The organism is Streptomyces sp. NPDC111520 (assembly GCF_055635295.1).
In genome coordinates, this window is record NZ_JBVKBW010000019.1 from 57,643 (window position 1) to 75,202 (window position 17,560).

General features: G+C 72.3%; 14 protein-coding genes. All 14 read left to right on the forward strand.

Translation table 11 applies throughout. The features are described from left to right. Positions 1-58 precede the first annotated feature (58 nt). The 14 genes from ACZ7MY_RS34200 to ACZ7MY_RS34265 all read left to right on the forward strand — a co-directional run bounded on the left by ACZ7MY_RS34200 (position 59) and on the right by ACZ7MY_RS34265 (position 16,874). Positions 59-2,404 (forward strand): peptidoglycan D,D-transpeptidase FtsI family protein, encoded by a 2,346-nt coding sequence (locus ACZ7MY_RS34200; RefSeq protein WP_499607783.1) that lies wholly within the window; start codon positions 59-61, stop codon positions 2,402-2,404. A 169-nt stretch (positions 2,405-2,573) separates the two neighbouring features. Next, positions 2,574-4,169 carry a UDP-N-acetylmuramoyl-L-alanyl-D-glutamate--2,6-diaminopimelate ligase gene (locus ACZ7MY_RS34205; RefSeq protein WP_499607786.1) on the forward strand — a complete coding sequence of 532 codons (1,596 nt, stop codon included), beginning with the start codon at positions 2,574-2,576 and terminating at the stop codon, positions 4,167-4,169. Then, a complete protein-coding gene (locus tag ACZ7MY_RS34210) occupies positions 4,166-5,590 on the forward strand; it encodes a UDP-N-acetylmuramoyl-tripeptide--D-alanyl-D-alanine ligase (protein WP_499607789.1) in 1,425 nt (474 codons plus the stop codon). The genes ACZ7MY_RS34205 and ACZ7MY_RS34210 overlap by 4 nt, the downstream gene beginning before the upstream one ends. Beyond that, a complete protein-coding gene (mraY, locus tag ACZ7MY_RS34215; RefSeq protein WP_018557111.1) occupies positions 5,590-6,654 on the forward strand; it encodes a phospho-N-acetylmuramoyl-pentapeptide-transferase in 1,065 nt (354 codons plus the stop codon). The genes ACZ7MY_RS34210 and mraY overlap by 1 nt, the downstream gene beginning before the upstream one ends. Positions 6,655-6,734: 80 nt before the next feature. Further along, positions 6,735-8,144: a UDP-N-acetylmuramoyl-L-alanine--D-glutamate ligase gene (gene murD, locus ACZ7MY_RS34220; RefSeq protein WP_499607984.1), complete on the forward strand. Its 1,410-nt coding sequence runs from the start codon at positions 6,735-6,737 to the stop codon at positions 8,142-8,144. A gap of 40 nt (positions 8,145-8,184) precedes the next feature. Next, positions 8,185-9,585: a putative lipid II flippase FtsW gene (ftsW, locus tag ACZ7MY_RS34225; RefSeq protein WP_499607793.1), complete on the forward strand. Its 1,401-nt coding sequence runs from the start codon at positions 8,185-8,187 to the stop codon at positions 9,583-9,585. A 6-nt stretch (positions 9,586-9,591) separates the two neighbouring features. Further along, a complete protein-coding gene (gene murG, locus ACZ7MY_RS34230; protein ID WP_499607796.1) occupies positions 9,592-10,683 on the forward strand; it encodes an undecaprenyldiphospho-muramoylpentapeptide beta-N-acetylglucosaminyltransferase in 1,092 nt (363 codons plus the stop codon). Positions 10,684-10,866: 183 nt separating this feature from the next. Continuing rightward, a complete protein-coding gene (locus tag ACZ7MY_RS34235) occupies positions 10,867-11,640 on the forward strand; it encodes a cell division protein FtsQ/DivIB (RefSeq protein WP_499607798.1) in 774 nt (257 codons plus the stop codon). Between the two features lie 246 nt (positions 11,641-11,886). Beyond that, entirely contained in the window at positions 11,887-13,113 is a 1,227-nt protein-coding gene (gene ftsZ, locus ACZ7MY_RS34240; protein WP_499607801.1) for a cell division protein FtsZ, read from the forward strand. Positions 13,114-13,128: 15 nt separating this feature from the next. After that, a complete protein-coding gene (gene pgeF / locus ACZ7MY_RS34245; RefSeq protein WP_499607985.1) occupies positions 13,129-13,869 on the forward strand; it encodes a peptidoglycan editing factor PgeF in 741 nt (246 codons plus the stop codon). Continuing rightward, positions 13,862-14,602 (forward strand): YggS family pyridoxal phosphate-dependent enzyme, encoded by a 741-nt coding sequence (locus tag ACZ7MY_RS34250; RefSeq protein ID WP_499607804.1) that lies wholly within the window; start codon positions 13,862-13,864, stop codon positions 14,600-14,602. The genes pgeF and ACZ7MY_RS34250 overlap by 8 nt, the downstream gene beginning before the upstream one ends. Before the next feature lie 63 nt (positions 14,603-14,665). Further along, entirely contained in the window at positions 14,666-15,247 is a 582-nt protein-coding gene (locus tag ACZ7MY_RS34255) for a cell division protein SepF (RefSeq protein WP_499607807.1), read from the forward strand. A gap of 63 nt (positions 15,248-15,310) precedes the next feature. Beyond that, entirely contained in the window at positions 15,311-15,601 is a 291-nt protein-coding gene (locus ACZ7MY_RS34260; protein ID WP_018557120.1) for a YggT family protein, read from the forward strand. 46 nt (positions 15,602-15,647) lie between these two features. Next, positions 15,648-16,874, forward strand: a complete 1,227-nt coding sequence (locus ACZ7MY_RS34265; RefSeq protein WP_499607810.1) for a DivIVA domain-containing protein — start codon at positions 15,648-15,650, stop codon at positions 16,872-16,874. Positions 16,875-17,560 lie beyond the last annotated feature (686 nt).

Here is a 17,560-nt window from a genome sequence, read left to right on the forward strand (position 1 = left end):
GGCCCCGTGCCCTCCCGCCCCGATCCGCCCGCCCGGCCGGCCGGGAAGGTGCCGGGGCGTGGTGACCCGTGACGGGGAGCCACCGCGCGACCGGGGGGAGCGGGGCGAGCGGCGTGAACGCGCCGACCGCGACAAGGGCGCGGGCCGTCCGGGGCCAGGCGCCCAGGGCCGCGGTGACGGCGGTGGGGCCACCCCTCGGCGCCGCCAGGTGCCGCGCGGACGCGAGGGCGACGCCGGAGCCCCCGCACGCGACGGCGAGGGCGGGGAGCCCCGCCGCAGGACGCCCCCGGGGCAACAGGCCGGGGCGCGCAGGACCGCCGGGGCACGCGGCGCCAGGCCGCGCGAGGAGGCCGCCCGGGCCGCCCGCGGCACGGGCCGCGACCCGCGCGCCCGCAGGCCCGCCCCCGGCCAGGAGAAACCCGGCACCTCCGCCGTGGCGCACGGCCGCACCCCCGGCGCCCGCAGTCCGGCCGGCGCACGCGAACGCGACGCCGGGACCGCCCGCGCCCGCTCCGGCCGCGCGACCGTACCGCCGCGGCGCAGGCCGCCGCGCCCGGTCACCCCGGCCGGTGCCCCGCTGCTGCGGCTGGGCCGGCCCCGCCCCCGCCTGCGGCTGGTCAGCATCGCGCTGACCCTGGTGATGCTGACCTTCGTCATCCGGCTCTTCCAGGTGCAGGCCGTGGACGCCGCGACGTACGCCGCCAAGGCCGAGGTCAACCGCAACGTGAAGGTGACCCTCGCCGCCGAGCGCGGGACGATCACCGACCGCAACGGCGTCGACCTGGCCACCACCGTCGACGCGTACGACATCACGGCCGACCCGATGCTCTTCGCCCCCGAGTACGCGAAGGCCGACGACGCCCCGGCGCGCGCCGCCGCACTGCTGGCGCCGATCGTCGACGGGGACGAGAAGAAGATCGCGCAGCAGCTCGCCAACTACCCGGGGTCGCGCAACGAGATCATCGCCCGGCAGCAGTCGCCGCAGGTCTGGAACCAGATCAAGGACCTGCAGAGCGCGCTCGCCGACCGGGCCGAGAAGGGCGACGGCGTCAACTACCTCGCCGGGGTCTTCCGGCTCCGGCACGCCAAGCGCGTCTACCCGGCGAACGACCTCGCGGCGGGCGTGATCGGCTGGGTGAGCGCCTCCGGCACGGGCGGCGGCGGCCTGGAGAGCCGCCTGGACAAGGCGCTCGCGGGCAAGGACGGCACCGTCACCTACGCCCAGTCCGGCGGCCGCCGCGTGCCGACGGCCAGCGTGCAGGAGCGCGCCGCCGAGCCCGGCACCGACGTGGAGCTGACGCTGGACCGGGACATCCAGTGGGCCGCCCAGCGGGCGATCACCCAGCAGGTGCGCGCGTCCGACGCCGACCGCGGTTACGTCATCGTCCAGGACACCCGCACCGGGCAGGTGCTGGCCATGGCCAACGCACCCGGTTTTGACCCCAACGACCTGACCCGGGCCGACCCCACCGCCCTCGGCAACGCCGCCCTGCAGGACGCGTACGAGCCGGGCAGTGTCAGCAAGCTGATGTCCATGGCGGCGGTCCTCGACGAGGGCGTGGCCGCCCCCGAAACCCACGTCACGGTGCCCGGCACCCTGCCGCGCGCCGACCGGGTCTTCCACGACGACGTGGACCACGGCACCTGGCACCTGACGCTGAACGGCGTGCTCGCCAAGTCCAGCAACATCGGCACGATCCTGGCGGCCGAACAACTCGGCAAGAACCAGAAGCAGGCGAACCGCGTCCTCTACTCATATCTGAGGAAATTCGGCATCGGGCGGCCCACGGGGGTCGGGTTCCCCGGGGAGACGCCCGGCATCCTGGCGAGGCCGGACAAGTGGAACGCGTCCCAGCAGTACACCATCCCCTTCGGGCAGGGCCTGTCGCTCAACGCGCTGCAGGCCACCTCGGTCTACTCGACGATCGCCAACGGCGGGGTACGGGTCGAGCCCAGCCTGGTGCGCGGCACGACCGGCCCGGACGGCCGCTTCGTCCCGTCCCCGGTGCCGGCGAAGAACCGGGTGGTCAGCACGAAGACCGCCAGGACGCTGTCCACCATGCTGGAGTCGGTGGTCGGCGACGAGCAGGGCACCGGCATCAAGGCCCGGATCGCGGGGTACCGCGTCGCGGGCAAGACCGGCACGGCCAACCGGGTGGACCCGGAAACGGGCACCTACAGTGGCTACACGGCCTCCTTCATGGGGTTCGCCCCGGCCGACGACCCCCGGCTGACCGTGTCGTGCGTGATCCAGAACCCGACCCGCGGCAGTTATTTCGGTGGTCAGATCTGCGGCCCGGTGTTCAAGCGGGTCATGGAGTTCGCCCTGAAGTCCCTGCAGGTGGCGCCGAGCGGAGCCAAGACCCCGAACCTGCCGGTCGAGTGGGACCCCTCGAAGCCGTGACCGGCGAGCAGGGGAGGAAGGAACGGCGGCCGTGAACGGACACGACCCCACAGCCCCGGGCACGGGCGGTAGCCCCGCGCACGCGGACCGTACCGGAGGAAGCGGCAGGCCGGAAGCCCGGCGAGGGGCTTTTGGCCCGGAGCCCGGCCCGGCGGGTACTCTCACGGCCGTGTCACAAGCTGATCAGCCCCCCGGCCCCGAACACAAGCAGCCGGGCGCACCCCGCCCCACCCAGGTCCGGCCCGTACCCCCCGCGGAACTGGCCGCGCGGCTGGGCGTGGAGCCGCCCGGGCCCGGTGCCGCCCCGGTCACCGGGATCACGCACGACTCGCGCGCCGTCCGCCCCGGAGACCTCTACGCCGCCCTGCCCGGCGCCCGCTTCCACGGCGCGGACTTCGCCCCGCAGGCGGCCGAACTGGGGGCCGCCGCGATCCTCACCGACCCGGCGGGCGCCGACCGCGCCCGTGCGACCGGCCTGCCGGTGCTGATTGTCGAGGACCCCCGGTCCCGGATGGGGGACCTGGCTGCCGAGATCTACGGCCGCCCGGGTGGCGCCCTGCTGCAGATCGGCATCACCGGCACCTCCGGCAAGACCACCACGGCCTACCTCATCGAGGGCGGCCTGCGGGCCGTCCACGGCGACCGGACGGGGCTGATCGGCACCGTCGAGTCGCGGATCGGCGACGAGCGGCTCAAGAGCGAGCGCACCACCCCCGAGGCCACGGACCTGCAGGCGCTCTTCGCGGTGATGCGCGAGCGCGCCATCGAGGCCCTGGTCATGGAGGTCTCCAGCCACGCCCTGGTGCTGGGCCGGGTCGACGGCGCGGTCTTCGACGTCGCCGTCTTCAACAACCTCAGCCCCGAGCACATGGAGTTCCACTCGGGCATGGAGGACTACTTCCAGGCCAAGGCGCAGCTGTTCACGCCGCGCCGCAGCAGGGCCGGGGTGGTCAACGTCGACGACGAGTACGGCCGCCGCCTGGTGCGCGAGTCCCAGGTCCCGGTGACCACCTTCTCCGCCGAGGGCCACCCGGACGCCGACTGGCGCGCCGAGCACGTGGTGACCGGGCCGCTGCGCTCCACCTTCACCGTGGTGGGCCCGGGCGGCGTGCGGATCGAGGCCGCCTCGCCCCTTCCCGGGCCCTTCAACGTCGCCAACGCGCTCGCCGCGATCACCGCCCTCGCGGTGGCCGGGATCGACCCGCAGGCGGCCGCCCAGGGCGTCGCCGCCGTCCCGGGCGTCCCGGGCCGGCTGGAGCGCGTCGACGCCGGGCAGCCGTACCTCGCGGTCGTCGACTACGCCCACAAGACCGACGCCGTGGAATCGGTGCTGCGGGCCCTGCGCAAGGTCACCAAGGGCAGCCTGCACATCGTCCTCGGCTGCGGCGGGGACCGCGACGAGACCAAACGCGGCCCCATGGGCGCCGCCGCGGCACGGCTGGCCGACACGGCCGTGCTGACCTCCGACAACCCCCGCTCCGAGGACCCGCTCGCGATCCTCACCGCGATGCTGTCCGGAGCGGCCGGGGTGCCCGCGCACGAGCGGGGCCATGTCGTCGTCGAACCCGACCGGGCGGCGGCCATCGCGACCGCCGTCGCCCTGGCCCGGCCGGACGACACCGTACTGGTGGCCGGCAAGGGCCATGAGCAGGGCCAGGACATCGCCGGAGTGGTACGCCCCTTCGACGACCGAGAAGTGCTGCGCGCGGCCATCGAACGGGCCGCCGCCACACCAGCACAGGAGAAGGACCAGGACCAGCTGTGATCCCACTCACCCTCGCCGAGGTCGCACACGCGGTCGGCGGGAGCACGCACGACATACCGGACCCGACGGTGCCCGTCACCGGGTCCGTGGAGATCGACTCCCGCAAGGTGACGCCGGGCGGCCTCTTCGTCGCCTTCCAGGGCGAGCGCGTGGACGGCCACGACTACGCGGAGCAGGCCGTCGCGGCCGGAGCGGCGGCCGTGCTGGCCGCCCGGCCGGTCGGCGTGCCCGCGATCGTCGTGGACGACGTCCAGCTCGCCCTCGGCGCCCTGGCCGCGCACGTCATCGACCGGCTCGGCGCCACCCTTGTGGCGCTGACCGGTTCGGCGGGCAAGACCAGCACCAAGGACCTCACCGCACAGGTGCTCAAGCGGCTCGCCCCGACCGTCTGGACACCCGGCTCCCTCAACAACGAGATCGGCCTGCCGCTGACCGCACTGCGCGCCGACGCCTCCACCCGGCACCTGGTGCTGGAGATGGGCGCCCGCGGCATCGGCCACATCGCCTACCTCACCGAACTGACCCCGCCGCGCATCGGCGTCGTCCTCAACGTCGGAACCGCCCACATCGGCGAGTTCGGCGGCCGCGAGCAGATCGCCCGGGCCAAGGGCGAACTGGTCGAGGCGCTGCCGGACGCCGCCGACGGCGGTGTCGCGGTGCTGAATGCGGACGATCCCCTCGTACGCGCCATGTCATCCCGCACCAAGGCGCGCATCGTGCTGTTCGGCGAGTCCGCCGACGCCGACGTCCGTGCCGAGAACGTCCGCCTCAACGACCGAGGTCAGGCCGTCTTCACGCTCACAACACCTACCGGGTGCAGCGAAGTGACCTTGCGCCTGTACGGTGAGCACCACGTGTCGAACGCGCTTGCCGCGGCCGCCGTAGCCCGTGAACTCGGCATGCCCGTCGACGAGATCGCCACCGCGCTCTCCGAGGCGGGCACGCTGTCCCGCTGGCGCATGGAGGTCGTCGAACGGCCGGACGGCGTGACGGTCGTGAACGACGCCTACAACGCGAACCCCGAATCCATGCGAGCCGCCCTGCGCGCGCTCGCGGCCATGGGGCGTGCCGCAGAGGCACGCGGGGGACGCACGTGGGCGGTGCTGGGCGAGATGGCGGAGCTCGGCGGGGAGGCCCTCGCGGAGCACGACGCTGTCGGACGGCTCGCCGTCCGGCTCAACGTCAGCAAGCTCGTGGCAGTCGGCGGCCAGGCGGCCGCCTGGGTGCAAATGGGCGCCTACAACGAGGGTTCGTGGGGTGAGGAGTCGGTGCACGTGTCCGACGCTGAGGCGGCGATCGACCTGCTGCGCAGTGAACTGCGTCCGGGGGACGTCGTGCTGGTGAAGGCATCGAGGGCGGTCGGCCTGGAGCGGGTCGCACTCGCGCTGCTCGACGGCGTCGAGGGCGGGGGCGCTCAGTAATGAACCAGATCCTGGTCTCGGGCGTGCTCGGGCTGTTCCTGTCCCTCATCGGCACCCCGATGCTGATCAAGCTGCTGGCCCGCAAGGGCTACGGGCAGTTCATCCGGGACGACGGCCCGAAGGAGCACCACAGCAAGCGCGGTACGCCCACCATGGGCGGCATCGCGTTCATCCTGGCCACGCTCGTCGCGTACGCGCTCACCAAGGTCATCACCTCGGAGCGCCCGACGATCTCCGGCGTGCTGGTGCTCTTCCTCTTCACCGGTCTGGGCGTGGTCGGCTTCCTCGACGACTACATCAAGATCGTGAAGCAGCGCAGCCTCGGTCTTCGGGCCAAGGCCAAGATGGCGGGCCAGCTGATCGTCGGCATCACCTTCGCGGTGCTGTCGCTGCAGTTCGCCGACTCCCGGGGCGTCACCCCGGCCTCCACCCGGCTGTCCTTCACGCAGGACTTCGGGTGGTCCCTCGGCCCGGTGATCTTCGTGATCTGGGCGCTGTTCATGATCCTCGCGATGTCGAACGGCGTGAACCTCACCGACGGCCTCGACGGCCTGGCCACCGGCGCCTCGGTGATGGTCTTCGCCTCGTATACCGTCATCGGCGTGTGGCAGTACGGCCAGTCCTGCTCCAACGTCATCACCGCGGGGCCCGGCTGTTACGACGTACCGCATCCGCTCGACCTCGCGGTCGTGGCCGCCGCGCTCATGGGCGCCTGCTTCGGCTTCCTGTGGTGGAACACCTCGCCGGCCAAGATCTTCATGGGCGACACCGGATCGCTCGCGCTCGGCGGCGCCCTGGCCGGTCTGGCCATCTGCTCCCGCACCGAGATGCTGCTGGCGATCCTGGGCGGCCTCTTCGTCCTGATCACCCTCTCCGTGGTCATCCAGGTCGGCTCCTTCCGCCTGACCGGCAAGCGCGTCTTCCGCATGGCGCCACTGCAGCACCACTTCGAGCTCAAGGGCTGGAGCGAGGTCCTGGTCGTGGTCCGCTTCTGGATCATCCAGGGCATGTGCATGGCCGTCGGCCTCGGCCTCTTCTACGCGGGCTGGGTGGCCGCGCAGTGACGTCGGCCCCCGGGCAGGAACCCGGCCCCCTCAAGGACGGCCCCCCGCCGGCCGCCGTCGCGGCGGCCGGGCGGCTCGGCCTGCCGGGCCGCCGGGTCACCGTCGCCGGCCTGGGCGTCTCGGGGGTGCCCGCCGCCAAGGCCCTGCACGCCCTCGGCGCCCTCGTGACCGTCGTCAACGACGGCGACGACGAGCCGGCCCGGGCGCAGGCCGCCGAACTGGAGGCGCTGGGCGTCACCGTCCGGCTCGGGGACGGCCGCACCCTGCCCGAGGGCACCGAACTGATCGTCACCTCGCCCGGCTGGCCGCCCGCCGCCCCGCTCTTCGCGGCCGCCGAGGCCGCGGGCGTGCCCGTGTGGGGCGACGTGGAGCTGGCGTGGCGGCTGCGCGGCCCCTCGGCGGCGCCCTGGCTGGCGGTCACCGGCACCAACGGCAAGACCACGACCGTGCAGATGCTCGCCTCGATCCTGACCGCCGCGGGCCTGCGCACCGCGGCGGTCGGCAACATCGGCACGCCCGTGCTGGACGTCGTGCTGTCCGGCGAGGAGTACGACGTCCTCGCCGTGGAGCTGTCCAGCTACCAGCTGCACTGGGCCCCCTCGGTCCGCCCGCACTCGGCCGCGGTGCTCAACCTCGCCCCGGACCACCTCGACTGGCACGGCTCCATGGCCGCCTACGCCGCCGACAAGGGCCGCATCTACGAGGGCAACCTCGTCGCCTGCGTCTACAACCTCGCGGACCCGGCCACCGAGGCACTGGTGCGCGAGGCCGACGTCGAGGAGGGCTGCCGCGCGATCGGCTTCGGCCTCGGCAGCCCGCGGCCCTCGGAGCTCGGGGTCGTCGACGGCATCCTGGTCGACCGGGCCTTCGCGCCCGAGCGGCACAAGAACGCGCAGGAGCTCGCCGAGGTCTCCGACGTGCACCCGCCGGCGCCGCACAACATCGCCAACGCCCTGGCGGCGGCCGCCCTCGCCCGCGCGTTCGGCGTCGCACCGGCCGCCGTCCGGGACGGCCTGCGCGCCTTCCGGCCGGACGCCCACCGCATCGCCCACGTGGACCGGATCGACGACGTGGACTACGTCGACGACTCCAAGGCCACCAACACCCACGCCGCCGAGGCCTCCCTCGCCGCGTACGAGCACATCGTCTGGATCGGCGGCGGCCTCGCCAAGGGGGCGACGTTCGACGAACTGGTCACGACCGCGGCCAAGCGGCTGCGCGGCGCCGTGCTGATGGGGGCGGACCGTGCCCTCATCCGTGAAGCGCTCGCGCGACACGCCCCCGAGGTCCCGGTCGTCGACCTCGACCGCACCGACACTGGGGCGATGGCGGCGGCCGTCCACGCCGCGCGGGACCTCGCCCAGCCGGGGGACACGGTGCTCCTGGCACCGGCCTGCGCCTCGATGGACATGTTCGCGAACTACAAGGCTCGCGGAAACGCCTTCGCGGAGGCCGTACGGGATCTGCGGGCGCCCGGCGCCGGGCAGTAGCCGGAGCCGCTCCGGCCCGTACCGCGACCTAGGAGGGGACATGACGGCAGCCGACCACGGCGACGCCTCCGGTTCTCGTTCCCGCAACGCCCTCAAGGCGCCCGCCCGCCCCGCGCGGTCGGCGCCGCCGCGCCCCGGGGCGGCCGCCCCCGGGGCGCGTACGCCCGGCGGGAAGACGCCGCGGGGCAGCGCGCTGCGCGGTGCCAGGGTCGTCCTGGACCGCGCCATGCGCGCCTGGGACCGCCCGCTCACCGCGTACTACGTCATCCTCGGCAGCAGCCTGCTGATCACCGTGCTCGGTCTGGTGATGGTCTTCTCGGCCTCGCAGATCAAGGCGCTGGAGTACGGGCTGCCGTCGACGTACTACTTCCGCAAGCAGCTGTTCGCGGCCGTGCTCGGCACCGGCCTGCTCGTCGCGGCCTCCCGGGTGCCGGTACGGCTGCACCGCACGCTGTCGTACCCGCTGCTCGTCGGCTCGGTGTTCCTCATGGCCCTGGTCCAGGTACCGGGGATAGGGCAGTCCGTCAACGGCAACCAGAACTGGCTCTACCTCGGCGGCCCGTTCCAGCTGCAGCCCAGTGAGTTCGGCAAGCTCGCGCTCGTCCTGTGGGGCGCGGACCTGCTGGCCCGCAAGGAGGACCTGAAGCTCCTCGTCCAGTGGAAGCACCTGCTGATCCCGCTGGTGCCGGTGGCCTTCCTGCTGCTCGGCCTGATCATGCTCGGCGGTGACATGGGCACCGCGATCATCCTCACCGCGATCCTGTTCGGGCTGCTGTGGATCGCCGGCGCCCCCACCCGGCTGTTCGCGGGGGTGCTGGGCGTCGCGGGGGTGATCGGCTTCCTGCTGATCAAGACCAGCGGCAACCGCATGGAGCGGCTGGCCTGCATCGGCGCCACCGACGTCACTCCCGGTGGCGGCTGCTGGCAGGCCGTGCACGGGATCTACGCCCTCGCCTCGGGTGGATGGTTCGGTTCCGGGCTCGGTGCGAGCGTGGAGAAATGGGGCCAACTGCCCGAACCGCACACCGACTTCATCTTCGCCGTGACCGGGGAGGAACTGGGGCTGACGGGCACGCTGTCGGTGCTCGCCCTCTTCGCGGCTCTAGGCTATGCGGGTATCCGCGTGGCCGGTCGAACGGAGGACTCCTTCGTCAGGTTTGCCGCGGGAGGCGTGACGACGTGGATCACGGCCCAGTTCGTGGTCAACATCGGTGCGGTGCTCGGCCTGCTGCCGATCGCCGGTGTCCCGCTCCCGCTGTTCTCCTACGGGGGCTCGGCCCTCCTGCCGACCATGTTCGCGATCGGACTGCTCATCTCGTTCGCGAGGAGCGAGCCCGGCGCGCGAGCGGCGCTCAACGCGCGGGGGCCCGGCTACTGGCCGGGGGCAATGACACGGACGATGAGGCGGTTCGTCAGACGGCGGCCGTCCGGAGAGCGGTGAATTTCGGTGCATGTCGTACTCGCCGGTGGGGGGACCGCCGGCCACATCGAGCCCGCGCTCGCGCTCGCCGACGCCCTGCGCAGGCAGGACCCGACCGTGGGGATCACGGCACTCGGCACCGAGCGGGGTCTGGAGACCCGGCTGGTGCCGGAACGCGGCTACGAGCTGGCGCTCATCCCCGCCGTCCCGCTGCCACGCAAGCCCACCCCCGAGCTGATCACCGTCCCGGGGCGGCTGCGCGGCACCATCAAGGCCGCCGAGCAGATCCTGGAGCGCACCAAGGCCGACGCCCTCGTCGGCTTCGGCGGCTACGTCGCCCTGCCCGGCTACCTGGCCGCCAAGCGGCTCGGCGTGCCGATCGTGGTGCACGAGGCCAACGCGCGTCCGGGCCTCGCCAACAAGATCGGCTCCCGCTACACCACCCACGTGGCCGTGAGCACCCCGGACAGCAAGCTCCGGCACTCCCGCTACGTCGGCATCCCGCTGCGCCGGTCCATCGCGACCCTCGACCGCGCCGCGGTCCGCGCGGAGGCGCGTGCCGCCTTCGGCCTCGACCAGACCCTGCCGACCCTGCTGGTCTCCGGCGGCTCCCAGGGCGCCCGGCGGCTCAACGAGGTGATCGCCTCCGTCGCCCCGCGCCTGCAGCAGTCCGGCGTCCAGATCCTGCACGCGGTCGGCCCGAAGAACGAGCTCCCGCACGCCGACAACATGCCCGGCATGCCGCAGTACATCCCGGTCCCCTACCTGGACCGGATGGACCTCGCCTACGCCGCCGCCGACATGATGCTCTGCCGGGCCGGCGCCATGACGGTTGCCGAGCTGTCCGCGGTGGGCCTGCCGGCCGCGTACGTCCCGCTGCCGATCGGCAACGGCGAGCAGCGGCTGAACGCGCAGCCGGTCGTCAAGGCCGGCGGCGGCGTCATCGTCGACGACGCGGACCTCACCGCGGAGTGGGTGCTCGGCAACGTGCTGCCGGTCCTGACCGATCCGCACCGGCTGTACGAAATGTCCCGCGCCGCCGCCGAGTTCGGCCGCCCGCACGCGGACGAGCTGCTCGTCGGCATGGTCCACGAGGCGATCGCCGCGCGCCGCCGCTGAACCACGGTGCCGGCCGGGCCCCTCCGGCGCCCCCGCGGACCGCGCCGGGGGCGCCCCGTGCTCCGTTGGGGTCACGGGGGAGGGGGCCCGGCCCACCCGGCGGCGCGCGGCCGCCCCGGCACCCAGCACGACGACTAGCCTGCCCGGAAGCGGAAGGCAGATCCGACGACCCCGGAGGCGAAAGTGGCCGTACCGACGACCGTCGAGGCGGCCGGCGACCAGGACGGCGGGGCCGAGCCCCCGCCGCGGCGGAGCCGGCGCCTCATCGTCCTCACGGCGCTCGCCGCGGCCACCGTGCTGGGCGGCACCGGCACCTGGCTGCTGTACGGGTCCGCCTGGCTGCGCGCGACGCACGTCCGCGTGACGGGCACCGAGGTGCTCTACCCCGACGAGGTCCGCGACGCCGCGCAGGTCCGGCTCAACGGGCCGCTGGTTTCCGTGGACACCGACGTGATCGCCCGTCGGCTGAAGGCGCGGCTGCCGCGCATCTCCGCGGTGGAAGTGGAGCGTTCGTGGCCGCACACGATCACGCTGAAAGTGACGGAGCGAACTCCCGCCGCCCTGGTGAAAGGTGACGGGTACTTCATCGAAGTCGACGCGGACGGTTTCCGGTTCGACGAGCGGGACACTCCCCTGAAGGGTGTACCGATCATCGAATTGCGGCCCGACCGCGACTCCGCGAGCTATCGACTTTTCGGGACAAAGCGGCTATTGGCGGCGGCGGTTCAGGTCGCGGCGGACCTGCCGAAGGTCGCATACCGGGACGCGCAGCTCATCGAGGTGCGCTCATATGACGACATTACGGTCGAACTGACGCGGGGGCGTGCGGTGATGTGGGGGAGCGCGGATCAAGGGGCGGAGAAAGCGGTTGCTCTCGCGGCCCTGATGAAAGTCGAGCACGATGCCGAGTTCTTCGACGTGAGTGCCCCAACATCCCCTGCCGCATCGGACGGTTGACGTCCCAGCCTTCTGTTCGACACCCTGGTTGGTCCGGCTCTGGCGTGATCACATAGGGTCAAAAGAAAAACGGGAGGTTCGGCGTGTTCGTTGAACGCGAACCGCTTGTCGATTTAGTGTCCTGTCCCAACGACAGTGCGGGACAGACATACTGGTAACCCTAAACCTCAGGGTTAGGGTTCGGATCGGCGGGCCTTCCCGACCGTCCCCACAGGTATACGTAACTCGAGGCGAGAGGCCTTCGACGTGGCAGCACCGCAGAACTACCTCGCAGTCATCAAGGTCGTCGGCATCGGCGGCGGTGGCGTGAACGCCATCAACAGGATGATCGAGGTCGGTCTCAAGGGCGTCGAGTTCATCGCGATCAACACCGATGCGCAGGCCCTGCTCATGAGCGACGCCGACGTCAAGCTGGACGTCGGCCGGGAGCTCACTCGCGGACTCGGCGCCGGCGCCAACCCCGACGTCGGCCGCAAGGCCGCCGAGGACCACCGCGAGGAGATCGAAGAGGTGCTCAAGGGCGCCGACATGGTCTTCGTCACCGCGGGCGAGGGCGGCGGCACCGGCACCGGCGGCGCGCCCGTCGTGGCCAACATCGCCCGCTCGCTGGGCGCGCTGACCATCGGTGTGGTGACCCGCCCGTTCACCTTCGAGGGACGCCGCCGCGCCAACCAGGCCGAGGACGGCATCGCAGGACTGCGCGACGAGGTCGACACCCTCATCGTGATCCCCAACGACCGGCTGCTGTCCATCTCGGACCGCCAGGTGAGCGTGCTGGACGCCTTCCGCTCCGCGGACCAGGTGCTGCTCTCCGGTGTCCAGGGCATCACCGACCTGATCACCACCCCGGGTCTGATCAACCTCGACTTCGCCGACGTGAAGTCGGTGATGTCCGAGGCGGGTTCGGCCCTCATGGGCATCGGCTCGGCCCGCGGGGACGACCGCGCGGTCGCCGCGGCGGAGATGGCGATCTCCTCGCCGCTGCTGGAGGCGTCCATCGACGGCGCCCGGGGCGTGCTGCTCTCCATCTCCGGCGGCTCGGACCTCGGCCTCTTCGAGATCAACGAGTCCGCCCAGCTGGTGAGCGAGGCGGCCCACCCCGAGGCCAACATCATCTTCGGCGCGGTCATCGACGACGCCCTGGGCGACGAGGTCCGCGTCACCGTCATCGCGGCCGGCTTCGACGGCGGCCAGCCGCCGACCCGCAACCGCGACAAGGTGCTCGGCTCGTACGCGTCCTCCTCCCGCGAGGAGAACTCCTCCCCGGCCCCGGCCCGTCCGGCCGCCCAGTCCGCCGAGCCGGCCCGCCCGGCCTTCAGCGGCCTGGGCAGCGTCACCCAGCGTGAGGAGGAGCCCAAGCCGGAGCCGGTCGCCGAGGTGCCGGCCCAGCCGATCGCCCCCCAGGTTCCCCCGGCGCGTCCGTACCAGGACACCGCCGCCGAGGAACTCGACGTACCCGACTTCCTCAAGTAAGCACTGCCACACGTGATAACGCTCAACCACGCACGTCCGGGCGGCGCCCACTTCGCCTTCACCGACAGGTGGGGAGGGGTGAGCGCCGCTCCGTACGACAGCCTCAACCTCGGCGGCGCGGTCGGTGACGACCCGGCCGCCGTCCTCGCCAACCGCGACGCCGCCGCACGCGGGCTGGGCCTCGATCCCGCCCGTGTGGTCTGGATGAACCAGGTGCACGGCAACGACGTCGCCGTCGTCGCCGCCCCCTGGGCCGGCGGCCGGGTCCCGGAGGTGGACGCCGTCGTCACCACCCGGCCCGGCCTCGCCCTCGCGGTGCTGACCGCCGACTGCGTCCCGGTCCTGATGGCCGACGCGCACGCCGGCGTGGTGGCCGCGGCCCACGCCGGCCGCCCGGGACTGCTGGCCGGGGTCGTCCCCGCGGCGGTCGAGGCCATGGTCGGCCTCGGTGCCCGCGCCGAGCGGATCACCGCGATGACCGGCCCCTCGGTCTGCGGCTCCTGCTACGAGGTGCCCGAGGCCATGCGCGACGAGGTCGCCGCCGCCGTCCCCGAGGCCCGCGCCACCACCAGCTGGGGCACCCCCTCCCTGGACATCGCCACCGGGGTGCACGCCCAACTCGCCCGGCTGGGTGTGCCGATGGGTGAGAAATCCCATATTTGTACGATGGAGTCCGGGGACCACTTCTCCTACCGCCGCGAGCGGACCACCGGACGACTCGCGGGATACGTCTGGCTGGACGGACCGAGTGACTGACCGTACGCAAGAGCGAAGCGCCGAACTGGCGGGCAACCTGGCCGCGGTCGAGGAGCGCATCGCGGCGGCCTGTGCCGCGGCCGGCCGGGCCCGGGACGAGGTGACCCTGGTCGTGGTCACCAAGACCTACCCGGCGAGCGACGTGCGGATCCTGTCCGGGCTCGGCGTCCGCGAGGTGGCGGAGAACCGCGACCAGGACGCCGCCCCCAAGGCCGAGGCCTGCGCCGACCTGCCGCTGACCTGGCACTTCGTAGGCCAACTGCAGACCAACAAGGTGCGTTCGGTGGTGCGCTACGCGGACGTCGTGCACTCGGTCGACCGCCTCCGGCTGGTCGACGCGCTCTCCGCCGCCGTCCTGAAGTCCGAGCGGGCCGACCGCGAGCTCGGCTGCCTGGTGCAGGTCGCACTGGACGCCGAATCCGGGACGCAGGGCGCCCGCGGCGGAATCGCACCGGATGTCGTCGAAGGCATCGCCGAAGCCGTGGCCGCCGCCCCCGGGCTCCGGCTCGACGGGCTGATGACGGTCGCACCGCTGGCGGGGCCGTACGCGGGTCAACCCCGCGCCGCCTTCGATCGGCTGGCGGAAATCGCATCCTGCCTGCGCGCGGCGCATCCGGCTGCGAACATGGTCTCGGCAGGGATGAGCGCGGACCTCGAGGAGGCCATCGCCGCCGGTGCGACACACGTACGCATCGGTAGCGCGGTACTCGGAGTCAGGTCCGGGCTCGGGTAACGTCACCAAACAAGTCGGACCACACAAAAAATATGGTCTTTCCCCGCTGAGAGGACGCAGAGCATGGCCGGCGCGATGCGCAAGATGGCGGTCTACCTCGGCCTCGTGGAGGACGACGGGTACGACGGCCCGGGCTTCGACCCCGACGACGAGTTCGAACCCGAACCCGAGCCGGAGCGCTCCCGCCGACCGCACCAGTCCCACCAGCCACCACATCAGACACAACCGGAGGAACCGGCACGCATCGTGCACGCCCCGGTCCCCCGTGAACCCCGGATCGCCCCAGTGGCATCCATCACACAAGAACGCCATAGCCTGGAGAAGAACGCACCGGTGATCATGCCTAAGGTCGTGTCGGAACGAGAGCCGTACCGGATCACGACACTCCACCCCCGGACGTACAACGAAGCCCGTACGATCGGGGAACACTTCCGTGAGGGCACGCCGGTGATCATGAATCTCACGGAGATGGACGACACCGACGCGAAGCGACTTGTCGACTTTGCCGCCGGGCTGGTCTTCGGCCTGCACGGCAGCATCGAGCGGGTGACACAGAAGGTGTTTCTGCTGTCGCCTGCTAACGTCGATGTCACGGCGGAGGACAAGGCCCGCATCGCCGAAGGCGGGTTCTTCAATCAGAGCTGATATACGCAACCGTACGAAACCGGCCGTGAGGCCCATGAACGAGCAGGGGAGAGGGGAAGCGCGATGGACATCGCACTCCAGGTGCTGTGGATCGCGCTGATGTGCTTCCTGCTCGTTCTGATCTTCCGGTTGGTGATGGACTATGTTTTCCAGTTCGCCCGATCGTGGCAGCCTGGGAAGCCCATGGTGGTCGTCCTGGAGGCCACCTACACTGTCACCGATCCGCCACTCAAGCTTCTGCGGCGGTTCATCCCGCCGCTGCGTCTCGGGGGCGTGGCGCTCGACCTGTCCTTCTTCGTATTGATGATCATCGTGTACATCCTGCTCACCGTCGTAGGGGGCTTGCGAGGATGACCGATGCGGGCTCCCGATATGTCGACGATCACGTTGAGGTGAAGAGATGCCACTGACCCCCGAGGACGTGCGGAACAAGCAGTTCACGACCGTCCGCCTCCGAGAAGGCTATGACGAGGACGAGGTCGACGCCTTCCTTGACGAGGTCGAGTCGGAACTGACGCGACTGCTCCGCGAGAACGAGGACCTGCGCGCCAAGCTGGCCGCGGCGACCCGTGCCGCCGCCCAGAACCAGCAGCAGGGCATGCGCAAGCCCGAGCCGCAGGACGGCCGCGGTCCCGGGGCTCCCGTGCCCGCCGCCATATCCGGACCGCAGCCGGTGCCGCCGCAGCAGATGGGCGGCCCCGGTCCCCAGGGACCCGGCAGTGGCCTCGCCCTGCCCGCCGGGCCCAGCGCACAGCAGGGCCCCGGTCCGATGGGCCAGGGTCCGATGCAGGGCGGTCCCATGGGTCAGGGCCCGATGCAGGGTGGCCCCATGGGCCAGCCGATGCAGGGCGGTCCCATGGGTCAGCAGCACCCCATGCAGGGTGGCCCCATGGGCCAGCCGATGCAGGGCGGCCCCATGGGTCAGCAGCACCCCATGCAGGGCGGTCACCCCATGCAGCAGCAGGGCCCCGGTGGCGACAGCGCCGCCCGTGTGCTCTCGCTCGCCCAGCAGACGGCCGACCAGGCGATCGCCGAGGCGCGCGCCGAGGCGAACAAGATCGTCGGCGAGGCCCGCAGCCGCGCCGAGGGTCTGGAGCGCGACGCCCGTGCCAAGGCCGACGCCCTTGAGCGGGACGCGCAGGAGAAGCACCGCGTGGCCATGGGCTCCCTGGAGTCCGCGCGCGCCACGCTGGAGCGCAAGGTCGAGGACCTGCGCGGCTTCGAGCGCGAGTACCGCACCCGCCTGAAGTCGTACCTGGAGAGCCAGCTGCGTCAGCTGGAGAACCAGGCCGACGACTCGCTCGCCCCGCCGCGCACCCCCGCGGCCGCGTCCCTCTCCTCCGGTTCCGGGGGCATGGGCGGCACGATGGGCGGCGGCACCATGGGTGGCGGCACGATGGGCGGCATGGCCACGGCCGGCGCCGGCACCATGGGTGGCGGTCAGGGCTACGGCGGCGGCCAGGGCATGGGCGGCGTCGGCGGGCAGAACCCGACGTACGGCGGCCAGCAGCAGATGTCTCCGGCCATGACGCAGCCCATGGCACCGGTGCGGCCGCAGGGGCCGGCGCCGTTGCAGCAGGCGCCGACGCCGATGCGTGGGTTCCTCATCGACGAGGACGACAACTAGTCGCCGACGCGACTGCGGTAGGCACGACAGGGCCGGGCCCCCAGGGAATCGCTTCCCTCGGGGGCCCGGCCCTTTCCCGTCCGCGCGGCGCGGTTGCTTGTGTGCGGGTCGGTTGCGCCGGGCTGCCCGGTTGTTGTGTGCGGGTTGTGTGCGCCTGCGGGCGGCTGCGCCGGGCCACCTGGTTGTTTGCGTGCACGTTGTGTGCGCCTGCGGCGGGCTGTTCCCCCACCCTCCCGCCCGATTGCCCGGCGCGGTTGGTGCGGGCGTGCGCTCTGTGGGTGGGTGGGCCGGGGGCGGGGCCTCCGGGGTGGGCATTCTGTACCGCATATTTATGTGCATGGCGGGCAGCACTCGTCGGTGCCGTCGCTGCTGCACATCAAATACACGTCAGCGTCCAGAACGCCCACCCCTACGACCCCACCCCCTCCGTATCCATGGCGACCAACGGCCGGTGGGGGGCCACAAGGCAGCCCGGGGCACCGCACCTGTCCGAGGCGCCCCGAACTGGACACCCTGCGCCCGCACAACAGGGAGGAGCGTGGGGGGTGCTCCCCTGACCGAAGGCCAGGGGGAGGGCGAGCGGCGGACTCGGTGCAGAGCGATGCGGGCTGGAACCTTGGGGCCGTGGGGCAAGCGAGCGGTTCGGGGCGCCCCGGACTGCCTTCCGACCCCCCACCGGCCGTTGT